Annotated in this window: 14 protein-coding genes; 5 read left to right on the forward strand and 9 right to left on the reverse strand. The window is 49.8% G+C overall.

The window, feature by feature from the left end; translation table 11 throughout:
- Nucleotides 1-93: 93 nt before the first annotated feature.
- The gene (locus tag GILYN3_RS05680) at nt 94-654 is read right to left on the reverse strand and encodes a hypoxanthine-guanine phosphoribosyltransferase (protein ID WP_049721944.1); all 561 of its coding nucleotides are present in this window, start codon (nt 652-654) and stop codon (nt 94-96) included.
- Complete coding sequence (locus GILYN3_RS05685) at nt 651-1781, reverse strand: mechanosensitive ion channel family protein (RefSeq protein ID WP_049721945.1); 1131 nt, start codon at nt 1779-1781, stop codon at nt 651-653. Before GILYN3_RS05685 ends, GILYN3_RS05680 begins: the two co-directional genes overlap by 4 nt.
- Before the next feature lie 214 nt (nt 1782-1995).
- Here GILYN3_RS05685 and lexA point away from each other — a divergent pair, with 214 nt between their 5' ends.
- A complete protein-coding gene (lexA, locus tag GILYN3_RS05690; protein WP_049721946.1) occupies nt 1996-2598 on the forward strand; it encodes a transcriptional repressor LexA in 603 nt (200 codons plus the stop codon).
- Nucleotides 2591-3010, forward strand: a complete 420-nt coding sequence (locus GILYN3_RS05695; RefSeq protein WP_049721947.1) for a hypothetical protein — start codon at nt 2591-2593, stop codon at nt 3008-3010. The genes lexA and GILYN3_RS05695 overlap by 8 nt, the downstream gene beginning before the upstream one ends.
- Nucleotides 3011-3217: 207 nt before the next feature.
- On the opposite strand, the gene GILYN3_RS05700 is transcribed toward GILYN3_RS05695, so the two are convergent.
- The 4 genes from GILYN3_RS05700 to GILYN3_RS05715 all read right to left on the reverse strand — a co-directional run bounded on the left by GILYN3_RS05700 (nt 3218) and on the right by GILYN3_RS05715 (nt 7859).
- Nucleotides 3218-3478, reverse strand: coding sequence for a hypothetical protein (locus tag GILYN3_RS05700; RefSeq protein ID WP_049721948.1), 261 nt, complete (start codon nt 3476-3478; stop codon nt 3218-3220).
- Between the two features lie 272 nt (nt 3479-3750).
- Entirely contained in the window at nt 3751-4269 is a 519-nt protein-coding gene (locus GILYN3_RS05705; protein WP_049721949.1) for a DUF6586 family protein, read from the reverse strand.
- 20 nt (nt 4270-4289) lie between these two features.
- Nucleotides 4290-6914 carry a type I DNA topoisomerase gene (gene topA, locus GILYN3_RS05710; RefSeq protein ID WP_049721950.1) on the reverse strand — a complete coding sequence of 875 codons (2625 nt, stop codon included), beginning with the start codon at nt 6912-6914 and terminating at the stop codon, nt 4290-4292.
- Between the two features lie 474 nt (nt 6915-7388).
- Nucleotides 7389-7859: a hypothetical protein gene (locus GILYN3_RS05715; protein WP_049721951.1), complete on the reverse strand. Its 471-nt coding sequence runs from the start codon at nt 7857-7859 to the stop codon at nt 7389-7391.
- An 80-nt stretch (nt 7860-7939) separates the two neighbouring features.
- Here GILYN3_RS05715 and GILYN3_RS05720 point away from each other — a divergent pair, with 80 nt between their 5' ends.
- Nucleotides 7940-8383, forward strand: coding sequence for a universal stress protein (locus GILYN3_RS05720; RefSeq protein WP_049721952.1), 444 nt, complete (start codon nt 7940-7942; stop codon nt 8381-8383).
- A gap of 45 nt (nt 8384-8428) precedes the next feature.
- On the opposite strand, the gene GILYN3_RS05725 is transcribed toward GILYN3_RS05720, so the two are convergent.
- The gene (locus tag GILYN3_RS05725) at nt 8429-10375 is read right to left on the reverse strand and encodes an ATP-binding cassette domain-containing protein (RefSeq protein ID WP_049721953.1); all 1947 of its coding nucleotides are present in this window, start codon (nt 10373-10375) and stop codon (nt 8429-8431) included.
- Nucleotides 10376-10709: 334 nt separating this feature from the next.
- Here GILYN3_RS05725 and GILYN3_RS05730 point away from each other — a divergent pair, with 334 nt between their 5' ends.
- Together GILYN3_RS05730 and GILYN3_RS05735 are read left to right on the forward strand one after the other, a co-directional pair.
- Complete coding sequence (locus GILYN3_RS05730; protein WP_084005135.1) at nt 10710-12704, forward strand: transglycosylase SLT domain-containing protein; 1995 nt, start codon at nt 10710-10712, stop codon at nt 12702-12704.
- A 188-nt stretch (nt 12705-12892) separates the two neighbouring features.
- Nucleotides 12893-14125, forward strand: a complete 1233-nt coding sequence (locus tag GILYN3_RS05735; protein WP_049721954.1) for an EAL and HDOD domain-containing protein — start codon at nt 12893-12895, stop codon at nt 14123-14125.
- Between the two features lie 67 nt (nt 14126-14192).
- On the opposite strand, the gene GILYN3_RS05740 is transcribed toward GILYN3_RS05735, so the two are convergent.
- A complete protein-coding gene (locus GILYN3_RS05740; protein WP_049721955.1) occupies nt 14193-14441 on the reverse strand; it encodes a glutaredoxin family protein in 249 nt (82 codons plus the stop codon).
- 71 nt (nt 14442-14512) lie between these two features.
- Nucleotides 14513-15388 (reverse strand): FHA domain-containing protein, encoded by an 876-nt coding sequence (locus GILYN3_RS05745; RefSeq protein ID WP_049721956.1) that lies wholly within the window; start codon nt 15386-15388, stop codon nt 14513-14515.
- Nucleotides 15389-15414 lie beyond the last annotated feature (26 nt).

Genomic DNA, 15414 nt, shown 5'->3' on the forward strand with positions numbered 1-15414 from the left:
GGCACGGTGGCCTTGTTTGCTCATCATTAGAATGATCCACCGAGTATGCCACACGGCATAGCCTTGTAACGATCTCAGCCTAACGAACCGAGATCAACAAGGCAGAGCAAAAATCCCCGGCGCATTACGCAGTCGACCACGATAGTCCATCCCCCAACCATAAACATACCGATCGGCGATCTCAAAGGCAACATAATCGGCGGCTATAACGGCCGGCGTTGGTGTGTGTTTATGCAGCAACACAGCCGAGCGAACCTTAACGGCACCAAGTTGATAGCAGCGCTCGGCTACCGCAGCAAGCGTAACGCCTGCGTCTAAAATATCGTCCACCAATAACACCTCGCGCCCACTCACCGACTCCGGTGGCGGGCGCTGCCAAGTAAGCGCATCGGTTGCCTGATCGTCGCGATAGCGACTGGCGTGAACATAATCAAGTTCAACATCTAGCGCCAGCGCCGGTAGTAAATCACCACCAAACACGACCGCACCGTTCATAACCAGCAACACCACTAACGGCTCTTGCAGCTCGGCATAATCGGCACTAATACTGGCTCCCAGTGCGGCTGTAGCCGCACGTATAGTCGCCGCATCTAATAAGCACTCGGCGCCAGCGACAAGCGGTGAATGACGGTCTGCGTCAGCGTTGTCGCTCAACGCTCTGCCTCAATACTCGGTGATGCTTGAGCCGCGCCAGCTTGTGTCGCCATCTGCAACTGATCGGGTATATGCAGTGTCCGTGTTGGGAAGGCACACTCTGCACCGTGGCGTTCAACAATAGCCATAATCTTAAGCAATACATCTTGCTTAACTTCGTGGTAATGCGCCCAATTAACGGTTTTGGTGAATGTGTAAACAAAAAAGTTTAATGATGAACTCGCAAACTCATTAAAGTTAACCATCAAGGTTTGGGTGGTATCAATTTCATCGTGGGCTTCCAACATGGCCTTTACATCCGCGACAATTGCCACCACCTTATCTCCGTCTTGATAACGCACACCAATCGTTTCGTAGATACGACGGTTATACATGCGCGAGGGGTTTTCGACAGATATTTGGGTAAATGTTTGGTTAGGCACATAAAGTGGGCGCTTATCGAAAGTGCGAATACGAGTTAAGCGCAGGCCAATTTCTTCCACAGTACCTTCGATATTCTGATCGGGAGAGCGAATCCAATCCCCCACTTTAAATGGCCGATCCATATAGATCATCAAACCGCCAAAGAAGTTAGCCAGCAAGTCTTTGGCCGCAAAACCTACGGCAATGCCGCCTACACCGCCAAACGCCAACACCCCAGATATGCTATACCCGAGTGATTGCAGCAAGACTAAACCTGCGGTAATGATGATAGCGATACGCAACAATTTACCCACAGCCATCACTGTCGTTGGGTCTGAAGGCTTACCCTCGAGCGGCTCAAGAAAATTGCGCTCGCTGTACTTAACCAGTCGTACTAAGAACCAAGTCAGTAAAACCACGACACCGACACGCAAGATAGTATCGGCAAAGTCTAACAACGACTGCTCACTAGCGTCTTGCGCCAGCTCGGCGGCCAGACATAGCCCCACCAACCAAATTAAACAACGCAGCGGCCTAAGCGCTGCCTCGGCTAATATGTCATCCCAACGGTTGCGAGTTTTTTCCGCATGTCGTACCACATAATTAAGTATCACCCGCGCTAAAGCGGCGGTAATTAAGGTTATCAGCACTACCGTAAACACCTGAAGAACCCATAGGTGCTCATAAGTAATCAGCGCTGTGTACCAGCCTTGCAACTGCTGCATCGATATTTCTCCTGCGGCATCAAATTTATTAAGCCGCCAGTATAACCAACCGCCTTAGCGCTTGCCACGATAACAACTGGATACTTGCACAGTAGAATTAACTGTATATAATCACAGATACTGTACAATCAAACAGTGTGAAGCTAACCCAGCGGAATACGTATTGCTGCGATACAACAACACTATTACCACACAACGACACAAGGTAAGCGATATGCAAAACCTAACGGCGCGTCAACAACAGGTTCTGGAGTTAATAAAAAGCTACTCCGACGAAACCGGCTACCCACCCACCCGCGCAGAGATTGCCCGCATGCTCGGCTACAAGTCGGCCAACGCCGCCGAAGAGCATATAAAGGCACTTGCTCGCAAAGGCGCTATCGAACTAATCCCTGGCGCCTCGCGCGGCATTAAGCTACCCGAGGGGCAAGAAGGACTGCCTATTGTTGGGCGTGTTGCCGCCGGCAACCCAATTCTCGCCCAAGAGCATATCGAGAGCTACTGCGATATCCCGCCCAGCTTTTTTCGCCCGCAAGCTCACTACCTTCTGAGCGTACAGGGCATGAGCATGAAGAACGCCGGCATCCTCGATGGCGATTTACTTGCCGTGCACCGCACCGATCAAGCTCGCAATGGCCAAATTGTAGTAGCCCGCATCGAGGATGAAGTGACCGTTAAGCGCTTTAAACGCGAAGGCAACCACGCTCAGGTTGAGCTATGGCCCGAAAATCCCGATTTTGATGTCATTCGCGTTGATCTGCGCGACCAGAGTTTTAGCATCGAAGGTTTAAGCGTAGGAGTAATTCGCCGTGAGTAATTTTAATAGTGCCTCCCAGGTACAGCAGCAAAACTTAGAGCAAGCTTCTAGCCATAACGCAGGCCTCACCGAGCTAGTTTTAGCCCACGGCGCCGCAAGCAGCTGGAGTATGATATTACCCATGGTTGCCCACTTGTGCCGCCAAGACAGTCAACGCTGGCTGACCTGGGTTACCTCAGAGCCTCTACCTGCGGCCCTACTGATCAGTTTTGGCATAGATCCACTACGGCTGCGCCAAGTGCACTGTCGTGACAGTGAGCAACAATTATGGGTTACATGGGATGCGTTAGAACTTGGCAATAGCCATACCGTTATCGCTAGCCCCGGCACCCTTAGCCAAGCACAAGAACGCCACCTTGAGCAGGCCGCTTATGCCGGCAATAGCCAAGCATTGATTTTGCGCTACCGCTAATCAACGATACTCAGGAGAAAGCCAACCTAGGGAGGGGTAGAACTGGCGTGAAAAAGATAAAATACACAAAATGGCAAGCTGTAATAACAAGCTTAAAACTTCAAGATAATGGATGAAAGGTTAACCAAAAAAGCAGCCCAATGGCAATAAACTCTGAACTGCTACGCACATAGCCTAAACGACTACGAAGCACCCCGACAAACCGGTCTAGTGCAAGGTTTGATTACCGTATAGCTCCATATCGGCCTCTTCTGCCCAGTCGTCTGAAGGCATCTCGGCTAAGTCGCCGGCCACTTCCATACCCGCTTCGATCATCGCCTTTGCTACATCAAATTTGCCATCGCGCATAAATGAAAGTGATTCCGCCGAAAACCGAATACTCACCAAAGGTTCGCCATTTTCATCGGCGCGCTGCAATACAACCTCGCCATTAGATAGCTCAACAATTTCATACAAAGAGGCTGACATGAAGTCTCCGCCGGGCAACGGCCCGAATATTTAATGGATTAAACCGGATAATCTGAGGTTATTCTAACACTTTTGAGCCGCGCATTAAATGCGCAAGCAACAAACCGACAACGACGGCTGTATTTTTATTAGCCAGCAAACTCTAGAACTACAGGCTTCAATTGAGGTAAAAGTAAGCTCGACAAACCTTTTGTGAGCGCTTAGATAAACACAAAACGCAGACTTACTGCGCTAAAGAACAACACCGCATATTAATTTGAGAGGGGTAGTTTTTAACATTCGGTAGACGACTGCCGATGCCGCATTATCAGAGTCTGAGCTTCGTCAAGCCACTCGGCTAAGCTCGAGCGAGTTAACTGAACCTGCACCACATCATCCAACCGTTGCGTCGGAATCAAATTATTTGGCGCCGCCCCGGCAACAATCTCAGGTGCAGCAACCGCAGAATCCGACACCCAGCAGGACCGATAACCGGCTACTACTTGGCTGACCCAAGAGTCTGGGCGCTCGGCTAACTGACGCAGCTCAGCAAGCTCGGCAGGCTGCTTATCAAGCAGCTCTAATGCTTTGCGCGCCTCGGCCTCAGTATTAATGGCAGCGACATACTTAACGCCATAATAAGCGCACAGTTCGCGCAAATAATGGGTATAACCACAACGCAGGTGAAACAAACCCGCCTCAAGCAAAGCCTGCTCGGCAAAAGGCGGGCGTTCGGGTACCGCTGCCAACTCTGTCAATATGACCCGAGCGCTGGCGAGTCGACGGTTAACCTGCGCCGTTAATGAAGCCACTGTGTATACCTCGTATTGGCCTACTTATTAGGCACCCATTTGCCGCCTTGATAAAACGCCTTCCAGCCACTCGCCTTGCCGTCCACCTCAGATTGCACATACTGCTCTTTGGTTTTTCGCGAAAAGCGAATCGTTGTAGGCACACCATCGGGGTCAGCCACGGGGGCCGAAAACAAAAAGGTATATTTAGGGTCTATCTCTTTTTTGTGAGGTAGAATCTCTGCCACCAAAGGCGCACGTGTTTCACGGTTTTTAGGGAAACCACTGGCGGCCAAGAATAAGCCCGATGCACCATCACGCAAAATATAGGTGTCATCGACTTTTTGGCAGGCAAGCTCGGGCATCGGTACCGGATCCATCTTCGGTGGCGCCGCTTCACCACTTTTTAGCAGCTTGCGGGTATTTTTACAGTCGTCGTTCATACAACCAAAATACTTGCCAAAGCGGCCGGTTTTTAACTGCATTTCACTGCCGCATTTATCACACTCAAGCGTTGGACCTTCGTAGCCTTTTAGCTTAAACGTACCCTGCTCTATTTCGTAGCCGGCACAATCGGGATTGTTACCGCAAATATGCAATTTGCGTTTTTCGTCAAGCAAGTAATTATCCATCGCAGCATTACAAAGCTTGCAGCGTCGCTTGGCTCGCAATTGCCGAGACTCTGCATCTTCATCACTTTCTACGTCTACCGCTTCATCGCCCGACACCAAGTTCATCGTGTGCTTACAGCGCTCTTTAGGCGGTAAGCTGTAACCCGAACAACCTAAGAAAACACCCGTTGAACCGGTGCGTATTTGCATAGGCCTGCCGCATTTTTCGCACTCAACATCGGTGTTGGTTGGATCGTTATGACGCATACTGCCCGGCTCTTCGCCTTGAGCTTTCTGTAGCTGGCCAACAAAATCTGCGTAGAACTCATCCAACAGTTCGCGCCAATTCTTTCCGCCCTCAGCGACCACATCCAGTGATTGCTCCATATTGGCGGTAAAACTATAGCTCATTAAATCGGCAAAACTTTCGCTTAATCGCTCGGTGACAATATCGCCCATTTTTTCGGCGTAAAACCGGCGATTTTCAAGCCGCACATAACCGCGATCCTGAATAGTCGAAATAATAGAAGCGTAGGTCGACGGTCGCCCAATACCTTGTTTTTCTAACTCTTTTACTAAACTGGCTTCAGAGAAGCGCGCCACAGGCTTGGTAAAGTGCTGCGATGGATCAAGCTTTTCAAGCGGCAACAAATCGCCAACGCTGACCTCTGGTAATACTACGTCTTCTTCTTTTTTACTGATTTGCGGCATTACCCGAGTAAAACCATCAAAACGAATAACGCGGCCACGAGTACGCAACTCAAAATCGGCAGCTTCGATAACAATCGAAGTGCTGGTGTATTCGGCATTACTCATCTGGCAGGCCAAAAACTGCGACCAAATAAGCGTGTACAAACGCTCTGCATCACGCTCCATACCATTAAGGTGAGCGGTAAGCACGGTAACGTTAGAGGGGCGTATCGCTTCGTGCGCCTCCTGCGCCCCCTCTTTGCTCGAATAGCTCTTCGCGCTCTCGGGCAAATAGCGATCGCCATAAGTCTCTTGTATATAGTCACGACATGACTCTACCGCCTCTTTGCTGAGGTTGGTGGAGTCGGTACGCATGTAGGTGATGTAACCCGCCTCGTACAACCGTTGCGCCAACATCATGGTCTTTTTAACCCCAAAGCCTAACCGAGTGCTGGCAGCTTGCTGTAGGGTGGAGGTAATAAAAGGGGCTGATGGTTTAGATTGCGTAGGCTTATCTTCACGCTGCGCCACCTTAAACTTAGCGTCTTTAAGCTTGGCAACCGCTGCCATTGCGTCGGTTTCATTGTTTGGCCGAAACGCTTTACCGTCGTGCTTTTTAACTTCAAAACGGATCTGATCGCCGCCTTTAGCAATTAAATCGGCAAACAGGTTCCAATACTCCTCGGGAACAAATGCGCGAATTTCCCGTTCACGCTCGACCACCAACTTAGCCGCAACAGACTGTACTCGCCCAGCCGAGAGGCCTCGGGCTATTTTTGCCCATAACAGTGGCGAGACCATGTAACCCACCACGCGATCCAAAAAACGGCGCGCCTGCTGAGCATTTACGCGATCTATATCAATCGGACCGGGTTTTTCAAAGGCTTTTTGAATGGCAGTTTTAGTGATTTCATTAAACACCACGCGCCGATAGCGGCTTTCATCACCCCCTATCGCTTCACGTAAGTGCCAGGCAATCGCCTCTCCCTCGCGATCCAAATCCGTCGCGAGATAGATAATGTCGGCATCGGCAGCCAGCTGTTGAAGCTCGGCAACCACTTTTTCTTTGCCGGGTAGAATTTCGTAATGCGCCGCCCAATCATGGGTAGGATCAATCCCCATACGACTAATCAGCTGTTGTTGGCTTTTTTCGGCCTTATGGCGAGCTTTATCCTCGGGCGACAGTTTACGAGTGATGGCCGCTTGGCGAGCTCGCTCTTTGGGGTCGACTTTTTTGCCACTGCCACTGGTGGGCAAATCGCGGATATGACCAACACTGGACTTAACAATATAGTCACGTCCCAGATATTTATTAATGGTCTTCGCTTTAGCCGGTGATTCTACAATAACCAAAGATTTACCCATAAGCGCTCTACTTTCCTTCCATTATTTCGGCAACTGTCGGTACCCAAGTCACGGTAACTACTTGGGTGCTGGTGGCGCTGGCACACTTAATTAAGAGCAAATTACGCCTTTAAGGTGGGCATATATAAGTCCTGTGTCCAGTCCGGTCAAGCACGAACACTCGTCAACGGCGCCAAAGCTGGCCTATATATATGGCTACCACCGGGCTAATTCAAGCTTGCAAGCAATAAAAAAGGACTCAAGAAAATACACATAAGCATTTGTTTTTATTGGCTTTTCAAGGAAACCCAAACAGTTTCTTAGGCACCTGTGACGAGCACATCAGATTCGCAATAAAAAAAACATTGAAAAAAATCTGATTTCTTACTGTAAGCGCATTTGATCGAACAGCTACTACTTACAACTGTAGCATTACTTTTTACGCCCCCCAGATATAAGACGCAACAAAAAGCCCACCAACCGATTAATGAAATATTATGCAGTGAGGCAAGCCATACACTTCAACAATTGCTCAAGGTCGTGTTCATCACCCTGCTCTTGCCAAAAAATATCTAACTGACGCCCTCCTGCCCGTAGACCTACAACACCGCTAGGTAACATATCCAACGCATTCTCGATCTGACGTTGAACCGGCTCAGGGGGCTTAGCCCCGACAAACTGCCACCACTGGCGCAGGTGGCTTTCATGTGCGTAACGCGCTCGCATCAAAGTCCAGCTTAGGTGATGAGCGTCTACCACTTTAGAATAAACCGGCAGCGCAGCGGGGGCCTGAGTATCGGTGGCCAACTGTGGTGGCGGCAATAACCTAACCGATAGGCCGGCCTCGCGGGCGTAACGTCGTAATTTCTCGCGCCGACGCTGAGATTGACTAGGTTGCATCATTGTCACCGGGCCAACAATCATAGCAACGACAAGTACTATCACAATAATGACAATGGGGTTCATGGTATTACTCACTGGCGAAATTAAGAAAAATCATCCATGCTTAAGATACTAATCACGAGTAGAGCAGCAAGGAGCTTGGTATGTCGTCATATCAACATATATTAGTGGGGCTTGACCTAACCCGCGAGAGCTCAGATATATTACGCAAAGCTATTAACTTGGCCCAAGCCTGTGGTGCCAAACTAACGGTGGCACACGTTATCGAACCACTGACATTTGCTTACGGTGGCGATATGCCCATCGATCTGTCAGAAGTGCAAGATCAACTACAAATCAAAGCCGAGCAAGAGTTACTGCGACTTATTGGTCATATCGACTACCCGGTAGAACAAGAGCACGTACTGCTAGGCCAGCCGGCAACCGAGTTGCATTATTTAGCCAAGCAGATCGAAGCGGATTTAATTGCCGTTGGCAGCCACGGCCGTAAAGGCTTTGCCTTGTTACTCGGATCCACGTCCAACAGCGTACTGCACGGTGCCAGCTGCGACGTCCTCGCTATTCGTGTCGAGCGTCAAGAAAGCTAAACGCTGGGGTTAATTCGCCCAGCGTTTAAAAACACAGCAGGACGTTTAAGCGCCCTGCTCTTCCAGCTCGGCCCAGCGCTCAAAGCAATCATCCAACTGCTGCTGAAGGTCACTCACTTGACGCAGGTGGGCATCAACCTGGTCGGCCGGCGAACTGTAAAAATCGGGCTCGGCCATTTGTAGTTGTAATGTTTCGAGTTGCTCCTCAAGTTTTTCAATCTTAGACGGTAAAGCGTCAAATTCTCGCTGTAACTTATAAGACAGTTTCTTTTCTGGGCTAGACTTAGCTTTATTTACCGCAGGCTTCTGCAAATTACCACTTGGCGTGGCGCTCTGGGTGGCGCCACCACCGGCGGCAGCACCAGGCTCGACCCACTTGCCACCTTGACGCAACCAATCATCGTAGCCGCCAATGTATTCTCGCACTTGACCGTGCCCTTCGAGGGCGTAAACACTGCTAACCAAGTTGTTCAAAAAAGCCCGATCGTGGCTTACCAGTAGCACCGTCCCATCAAACTGCGCTAAGACCTCCTCTAGCAACTCCAAAGTCTCGACATCGAGATCGTTGGTCGGCTCATCGAGTACTAAAATATTGGCGCTTTTACTAAACAACTTGGCCAACAATACACGATTGCGCTCGCCGCCCGACAAAGCTCGCACTGGCGTTCGGGCGCGCTCACCCGAGAACAAAAAGTCGCTTAAATAAGAAATAACATGCTTCGATCTGCCGTTAATTTCAATACTGTCACGTCCTTCCGAAACGTTATCGACCGCACTTTTATTTAAATCGAGCTGGTCGCGTAACTGATCAAAATAAGCCACGCTTAAATTAGTCCCCAACTTTACCTTTCCACTGTCTGGGGTCAACTCACCCAACACCAGCTTAAGCAGTGTACTTTTACCCGCACCATTAGGGCCGACCAAGCCAATACGGTCGCCGCGAATAATGCGTGTGGTGAAATTATCAATAATCGTGCGGCCGCCATAGGCAAAGCTTACCCCTTCCAGCTCGGCCACCAATTTTCCCGACAACCCCGCCTTGCCTAAATCAAAGCTAGCATTGCCCTGTTGCACACGGCGCTCGCGACGCTCGTCACGCATATCTTTAAGCGCCCTAACCCGCCCCTCGTTGCGAGTACGGCGCGCTTTAATACCCTGCCTAATCCACACTTCTTCTTGTGCCAGTTTTTTATCAAACAGCTCATTGTGACGCGCCTCTTCGGCCAAGGCTCGCTCACGGTACTCCAAAAAGCTTTGATAATTGCCCGACCAAGTGCGCAAGTGGCCGCGATCAAGCTCGGCAATATGGGTTGCCACCGAGCGCAGCAATGCGCGGTCATGAGTAATAAAAATAAGCGCTCCGGAGTAAGCGATAAGTGCTTTCTCCAACCACTCAATAGCCGCAATATCCAAATGGTTAGTGGGCTCGTCCATTAATAAAATGTCGGGCTCAACCACTAATGCTTGCGCTAGAGCCACACGACGGCGCCAACCACCGGATAAAGACGCCATGGGTGCGCTGCCGGTCAAGTCCAGACGGGTTAAAATAGCCTCTACTTTCTGCTGTAATGCCCAGCCATCCAACGCCTCAAGCTCCCCTTGTATTCGGGTTAGCTCTTCAACCCAAGCATCCGATGCGGCCGCATCGGCCTCTGCGCTAAGCTGTCCAGCACCTTCTGTCAGCTGATAGTAACGCGCCAACAACTGCCCCACCCCAGGCAGACCTTCGGCCACCACATCAAACACACTGCGGCCGTCAGCCTCGGGCAGCTCTTGCTCTAAACGAGCCACTCGCACTCCGCGATCTACCTTGACACTGCCGCCATCCAACGTAACCTCGCCAGTCAATACCTTCATAAAGCTGGATTTGCCCGCGCCATTGCGACCAATTAGGCACCAACGCTGGCCTCGTTCAACGACAAAATCCACTTTGTCGAGCAATATCTGCAAGCCATAATTTAACTGGGCGCCATCTACCGTCAGCAGTGCCATATATGTCCTTTCACCTGTAGGGTTAGTGCGTGTTGCTTATTCCGACTTATTAGCCAAAAAAACAAACTCTTATGGATTGTCGTTTAAGGTAGGAAATAAGAACGGAAACAGTTGCAATTGAGATCCAAAAAGTGGCAGCATGATACCTGTAAAAAGCACCGACAGACAGGTTTCTGCGGGCAAATACACTATAATAATGAGCGATCTAGGCCAATAGAATTCACTTTTGGGGGTCGTAAGCGATAGATGTGTCAATTCCGCTGCCACACACCTAAAATAGGCCACTGTAATAGTCGCCTATAACCGCAGCGATTTGACATCACGAGGAACCGCAATGCAGTTTTTGCGATCAAGTTTAACTTTAAATGCCGGCGCACTAACAACCGGGCGAATTGCTGGCATAGTAACGTTGGCAATACTGCTCGGTTGTAACCATGCTCATGCCGCCACTACAAGTATTGCCGCCCCACCGTCAATTGCCGACAAAACCGAACAGCGCAAGCTTTACAATCAGGCGCAAAATGCCATTCGTAACGGCCGCAATAGTGAATACCAAGAACTGCTGGCCGAGCTGGAGCATTATCCACTCAAGCCTTATCTCGAGTACAACTACATCAACCGCCGCTTTTCGCGCTTGCCCGCCGCCGAGATCGCCAAATTTGAACGCGATTACCCCGGTTCATACTTGGCTGACAAGCTCAATCGCCGTTGGGTCGAAAAATTAGCCGAAAAAGGTAAATGGGCCGATGTAGTTACTCAGTATCGTGCTGATAACGCCACCACAGAGCTCACCTGCTTTTATTTACGCGGCCGCGTTATTACCGGAGACAGTACGGCCTACAATGAAGTCGCCGATATTTGGAGCGTCGGCCACTCACAACCCAAAGCTTGCGACCCTTTATTTGCCAACTGGATAAAACAAGGTGGCGTAACAGACGCAATCGCTTGGCAGCGATTTATCAAAGCCATAGACAACCGACAGCGCTCATTGGCGCGCTACGTAACAAAATTAATGTCACCCGAAACCAAGCAGCTTGCCAACCTGTACGATGAGGTAGACCGCAACCCGCGCGCGTTACGGAATATGGAGCGTTTTGGTAAACAAAGTGCCGACATGCAACAGCTTATCTTGCATGGTTTGCAGCGGCTTTCGCTGCGCGATGCCGAACTTGCCAACGACTTATGGCATCGCTACGATGCGCAACAATTATTTGCCGATAACGCGCGCCTAGAAACCCAGCGCTATATTGCCGTGCGACTGTTGCGCCAAGGACACACCGCTGAGACCGAAGCGCTCATCAAAGCCACCCCCGCTCTTAGCTCAGAAGATCTTGCCGAATGGTTAGTGCGCGATGCCCTGCGCAACCTAGATTGGCATCGAGTCAACAAGTGGATCGCCATGTTGCCAGCAGAGGCGCGCGCCACCGAGCGCTGGCGCTACTGGCAAGCTCGCGCACTCGAAAACACCGGCGGCGCACCAGAGCAAATCAAGGCGTTGTATAAGCAAGTAGCTCAAACCCGCAGCTTTTACGGCTTCCTATCGGCCGACCAGCTAAACATACCTTACGAGTTAGTCGACAAACCCGTCGTTGTCCCCAGCGTTACTCGCGATGAAGTCGCGTTAATTGGCGGCGTCCAGCGCGCGCGCGAGTTATTTATTTTAGGTAAATCCCTCGATGCACGCCGCGAGTGGTACCACACCACGCGTGAACTTAACGAGGCGCAAGTGTTTGCCGCCGGCAAACTCGCCGAAAGCTGGGGCTGGCACCGCAATGGCATCCAAGCCATGATTCAAGTGCGCTATTGGGACGATCTCGAGCTGCGTTTTCCTCTAGCCTACCAAGAGCACGTTAACACCACCGCTAAAGATCTATCGGTGGCACCGCATTTGTTATTCGCCATCGCCCGCCAAGAAAGTGCGTTTACCGCCGATGCTCGATCCTCTGCCGGTGCGCTTGGCTTAATGCAATTATTGCCCTCAACCGCCAAACAAACAGCGCATCGCTCGGGCATGAGCTTCTCAACTTATGACCTGCTCGAACCTGCGACCAATATCGCCTTAGGCGGTCGTTACTTAAATCAACTGCTTAATCAATTTGATGGCAACCGTATTCTCGCCGCTGCCGCTTACAATGCAGGGCCTAATCGCGTTAAAAAATGGTTGAGCAAAAACAGCAGCCTACCTTACGATGTGTGGATTGAGACCATCCCTTATCGTGAAACCCGCGGCTACGTCCAAAACGTTCTATCTTATTCGGTCATTTATGGTTATCGATTGGGTGAAGCCAAGCCGTTTATTACCGCAAGTGAAGCCGGCAGCTCGCTGTAACTTGCGCGGCCTCGGCCACTCAACTCGTATGAATATTACAATTTGTTACTTAAATGTAACTTTACATGCCATTTAATGTGATTTGTCCTACAATGATAATGCTAAGCTTGGCAGTTTTATAGGCTGCCTTTACTCATTCGCTATTTTATTCTAGGGCATACTGCCCCTAAGGCTTGTCGGTCGCTGTCATGCTCCAAGAACTTCCGCTACTGGCTCGACAACCAATATTTAATTGCAGCATGGAGGTAATCGCTTACGAGCTGCTCTATCGCACCGACAATAAAAACTGCGCCAATATCACAGACAGTAATTCAGCCAGCACCCAGGTCCTACTCAACACCTTTGTAGAGTTATCAATTGAAAAAGTTGTTGGGAAACGTCTAGCCTTTATAAACTTTACCGCCACACTAATGGAAACACGATTTCCGTTTGATACATCGCAATTGGTTATCGAAGTTTTAGAAAGTGAAACCATTGATGCAAGCTTGCTCCACAACCTAAAAAAACTCCGTGAAGAAGGCTTTTCTATCGCCCTAGATGACTTTGTTTTAACCGAACAAAGTGCCGCACTTGTCCCCTATGCTGATATTGTCAAGCTTGACGTTCTAGACTTAACCGACGCTCAACTGATTGCCCACATCAATTATTTAAAACCTCTAGGCGTACAACTTCTTGCCGAAAAAATTGAAACATTCGAAATGCTAGAACACTGCCGGGCATTAGGGTTTGATTTATTTCAAGGCTATTTTCTAGAGCGACCACAAATCATCAAAGGCCAGCGCTTAACTGAAAGCAAGCAAGCGGTGTTGCAACTACTGGCGCAACTTAACGACCCTGACGCAGCATTTGAAGATATTGAAACTATTATCGCGCGCGACCCAGTACTCAGCTATAAACTGTTACGATTGGTTAACTCTGCCGCCTTTGGCTTACCGCGCATTATCGAATCACTACGTCAAGCACTCACCTTGCTCGGACTTACCATTATCCGTAACTGGATAGGCTTACTAGCGATGGCCAAACTTGGTGACAAGCCTGCCGAGCTATCAGTTAAAGCTCTTAGTCGCGCTAAATTGTGCGAACTAATTGCCAGCCAAACTCGACCACAAATTCAATGCGGCACTTTTTTTACGGTAGGCTTATTATCGACGCTTGGAGCGTTTATGAACCTGCCGTTAATAGAGGTTCTGGACGACATTAAATTAAGCGATGCCCTGCGCTACGCGCTGCTAGATCACACTGGGGTTGAAGGGCAAATACTCAGCAGTGTTATTCACTACGAGTATGGCGAATGGAATGCGATTGACTGGGATTTTTTAGCCACGCTGCAGTTAAATCCACATACGTTGTCGGCTTTGTATTTAGAAACGCTAGAGTGGGTAGATCAAACCATGTCGGCACTACAGACCGATACCAACTAGCAGCACCGAAGAAACACAAATCACTCACCTACCAATGGCTAATGCCCTGCTTTTTATCCAACCTTTTTTACTGGGCTTTCTTTGAATCAAGCAACCAGGCATTCAACCGCTCGGCATCAAACGGCCAATCCAGTTCACTACCGGTCGATGATCGCAATACAGGAATCCGAACACCATAGCGTTCAATCAGGGCATCGTCTGTTGCGATATCGATAGTGCTCAGCTGTAAAAAATCTGCGTGAACGGCTAGCAGCTCCTGCGCATTTTCACACAAGTGGCAACCGGCTGTTGTTAGCAAAATAATAGATTGATCCATAACATACCAGCATCGTCAGCCTCGGGCTTTAACTTAAGGCCCCAGGCTGACTTATAAGCACTTCGCCGCAGTTAACTGCGGGTTAGATATAAAGCCACAACGACAATCACCGTCAAGACTCCCAGCACCAATAGGCCAGCAGCACCATAGCGGGGCTTATCTGTCTCGGTGTTTGTATTTTCTCGCGACTCACGAACCTCACCCGTCGACGCGGGCTGCATCGACCGCGGGCCATGTGACTTACCGGCATTAAGAGCAGGCTTTCCTGGTTGGCGCACGGTCGTTTGCGACATTTCATCAGAAGGACCAATTACGCCAAAACTTAAAGTATCAAAACGTAAATCATCGCCGCGCTTAACCCGCGATTCTGTCACCTGCCTGCCATTTAAAAAGGTACCGTTAGCAGAGCCCAGATCTTTGACATAAAGCACACCATCGATAACATTTAGCTCGGCATGACGACGTGATAAATGTGCCGCAGCAAGGGAGATATCACAGTCGCTCGAACGGCCCACAATGTTGGCAGTGCGCAGCGGGAACACCCGGTTTTGCAATGCAGAGTGATTGGCTTTAAGGGCCCAACCGGTCGATTTTGGCACCCGGATACTGGTCTTCTCTGCCTTAGCCGCTACTTTCGCTGTACTGGCCGCTGCCGTTCCGACTTTCGGGTCAATGACCTCAAGCTCTATACCCGCTAAGGTAATGATGTCGCCTGGAATCATTTTTCTGGGGGACTTTACTTCTTTGCCGTTTAATAACACTTCACTGCTAGGAACTAAGTTCACCAGCTCAAGTTGCTCATGCTCGACATTAATTTTAAGATGTCGATCCGCCACATCAGGCGCATCAACCACTAACTGATTGTTTTTATCACGACCTATTTCGACGCTGGGCTCGACAAGCCATACCGCACTGTATTTTTTGTTTTTAAAGCGGATTTTCAGCATATTCAGATCCTTTTATCTGCCAGTCA

The organism is Gilvimarinus polysaccharolyticus, from assembly GCF_001187555.1.
Lineage (GTDB): Bacteria > Pseudomonadota > Gammaproteobacteria > Pseudomonadales > Cellvibrionaceae > Gilvimarinus > Gilvimarinus polysaccharolyticus.

Bases quoted from the DNA above. Each gene is read 5' to 3' on its own strand.
- GILYN3_RS05740 (WP_049721955.1), bottom strand. From the start codon at position 14,441: ATGGATCAATCTATTATTTTGCTAACAACAGCCGGTTGCCACTTGTGT.
- lexA (WP_049721946.1), top strand. From the start codon at position 1,996: ATGCAAAACCTAACGGCGCGTCAACAACAGGTTCTGGAGTTAATAAAA.
- GILYN3_RS05715 (WP_049721951.1), bottom strand. From the start codon at position 7,859: ATGAACCCCATTGTCATTATTGTGATAGTACTTGTCGTTGCTATGATT.
- GILYN3_RS05745 (WP_049721956.1), bottom strand. From the start codon at position 15,388: ATGCTGAAAATCCGCTTTAAAAACAAAAAATACAGTGCGGTATGGCTT.
- GILYN3_RS05685 (WP_049721945.1), bottom strand. From the start codon at position 1,781: ATGCAGCAGTTGCAAGGCTGGTACACAGCGCTGATTACTTATGAGCAC.
- GILYN3_RS05735 (WP_049721954.1), top strand. From the start codon at position 12,893: ATGCTCCAAGAACTTCCGCTACTGGCTCGACAACCAATATTTAATTGC.
- topA (WP_049721950.1), bottom strand. From the start codon at position 6,914: ATGGGTAAATCTTTGGTTATTGTAGAATCACCGGCTAAAGCGAAGACC.
- GILYN3_RS05720 (WP_049721952.1), top strand. From the start codon at position 7,940: ATGTCGTCATATCAACATATATTAGTGGGGCTTGACCTAACCCGCGAG.
- GILYN3_RS05730 (WP_084005135.1), top strand. From the start codon at position 10,710: ATGCAGTTTTTGCGATCAAGTTTAACTTTAAATGCCGGCGCACTAACA.
- GILYN3_RS05725 (WP_049721953.1), bottom strand. From the start codon at position 10,375: ATGGCACTGCTGACGGTAGATGGCGCCCAGTTAAATTATGGCTTGCAG.
- GILYN3_RS05700 (WP_049721948.1), bottom strand. From the start codon at position 3,478: ATGTCAGCCTCTTTGTATGAAATTGTTGAGCTATCTAATGGCGAGGTT.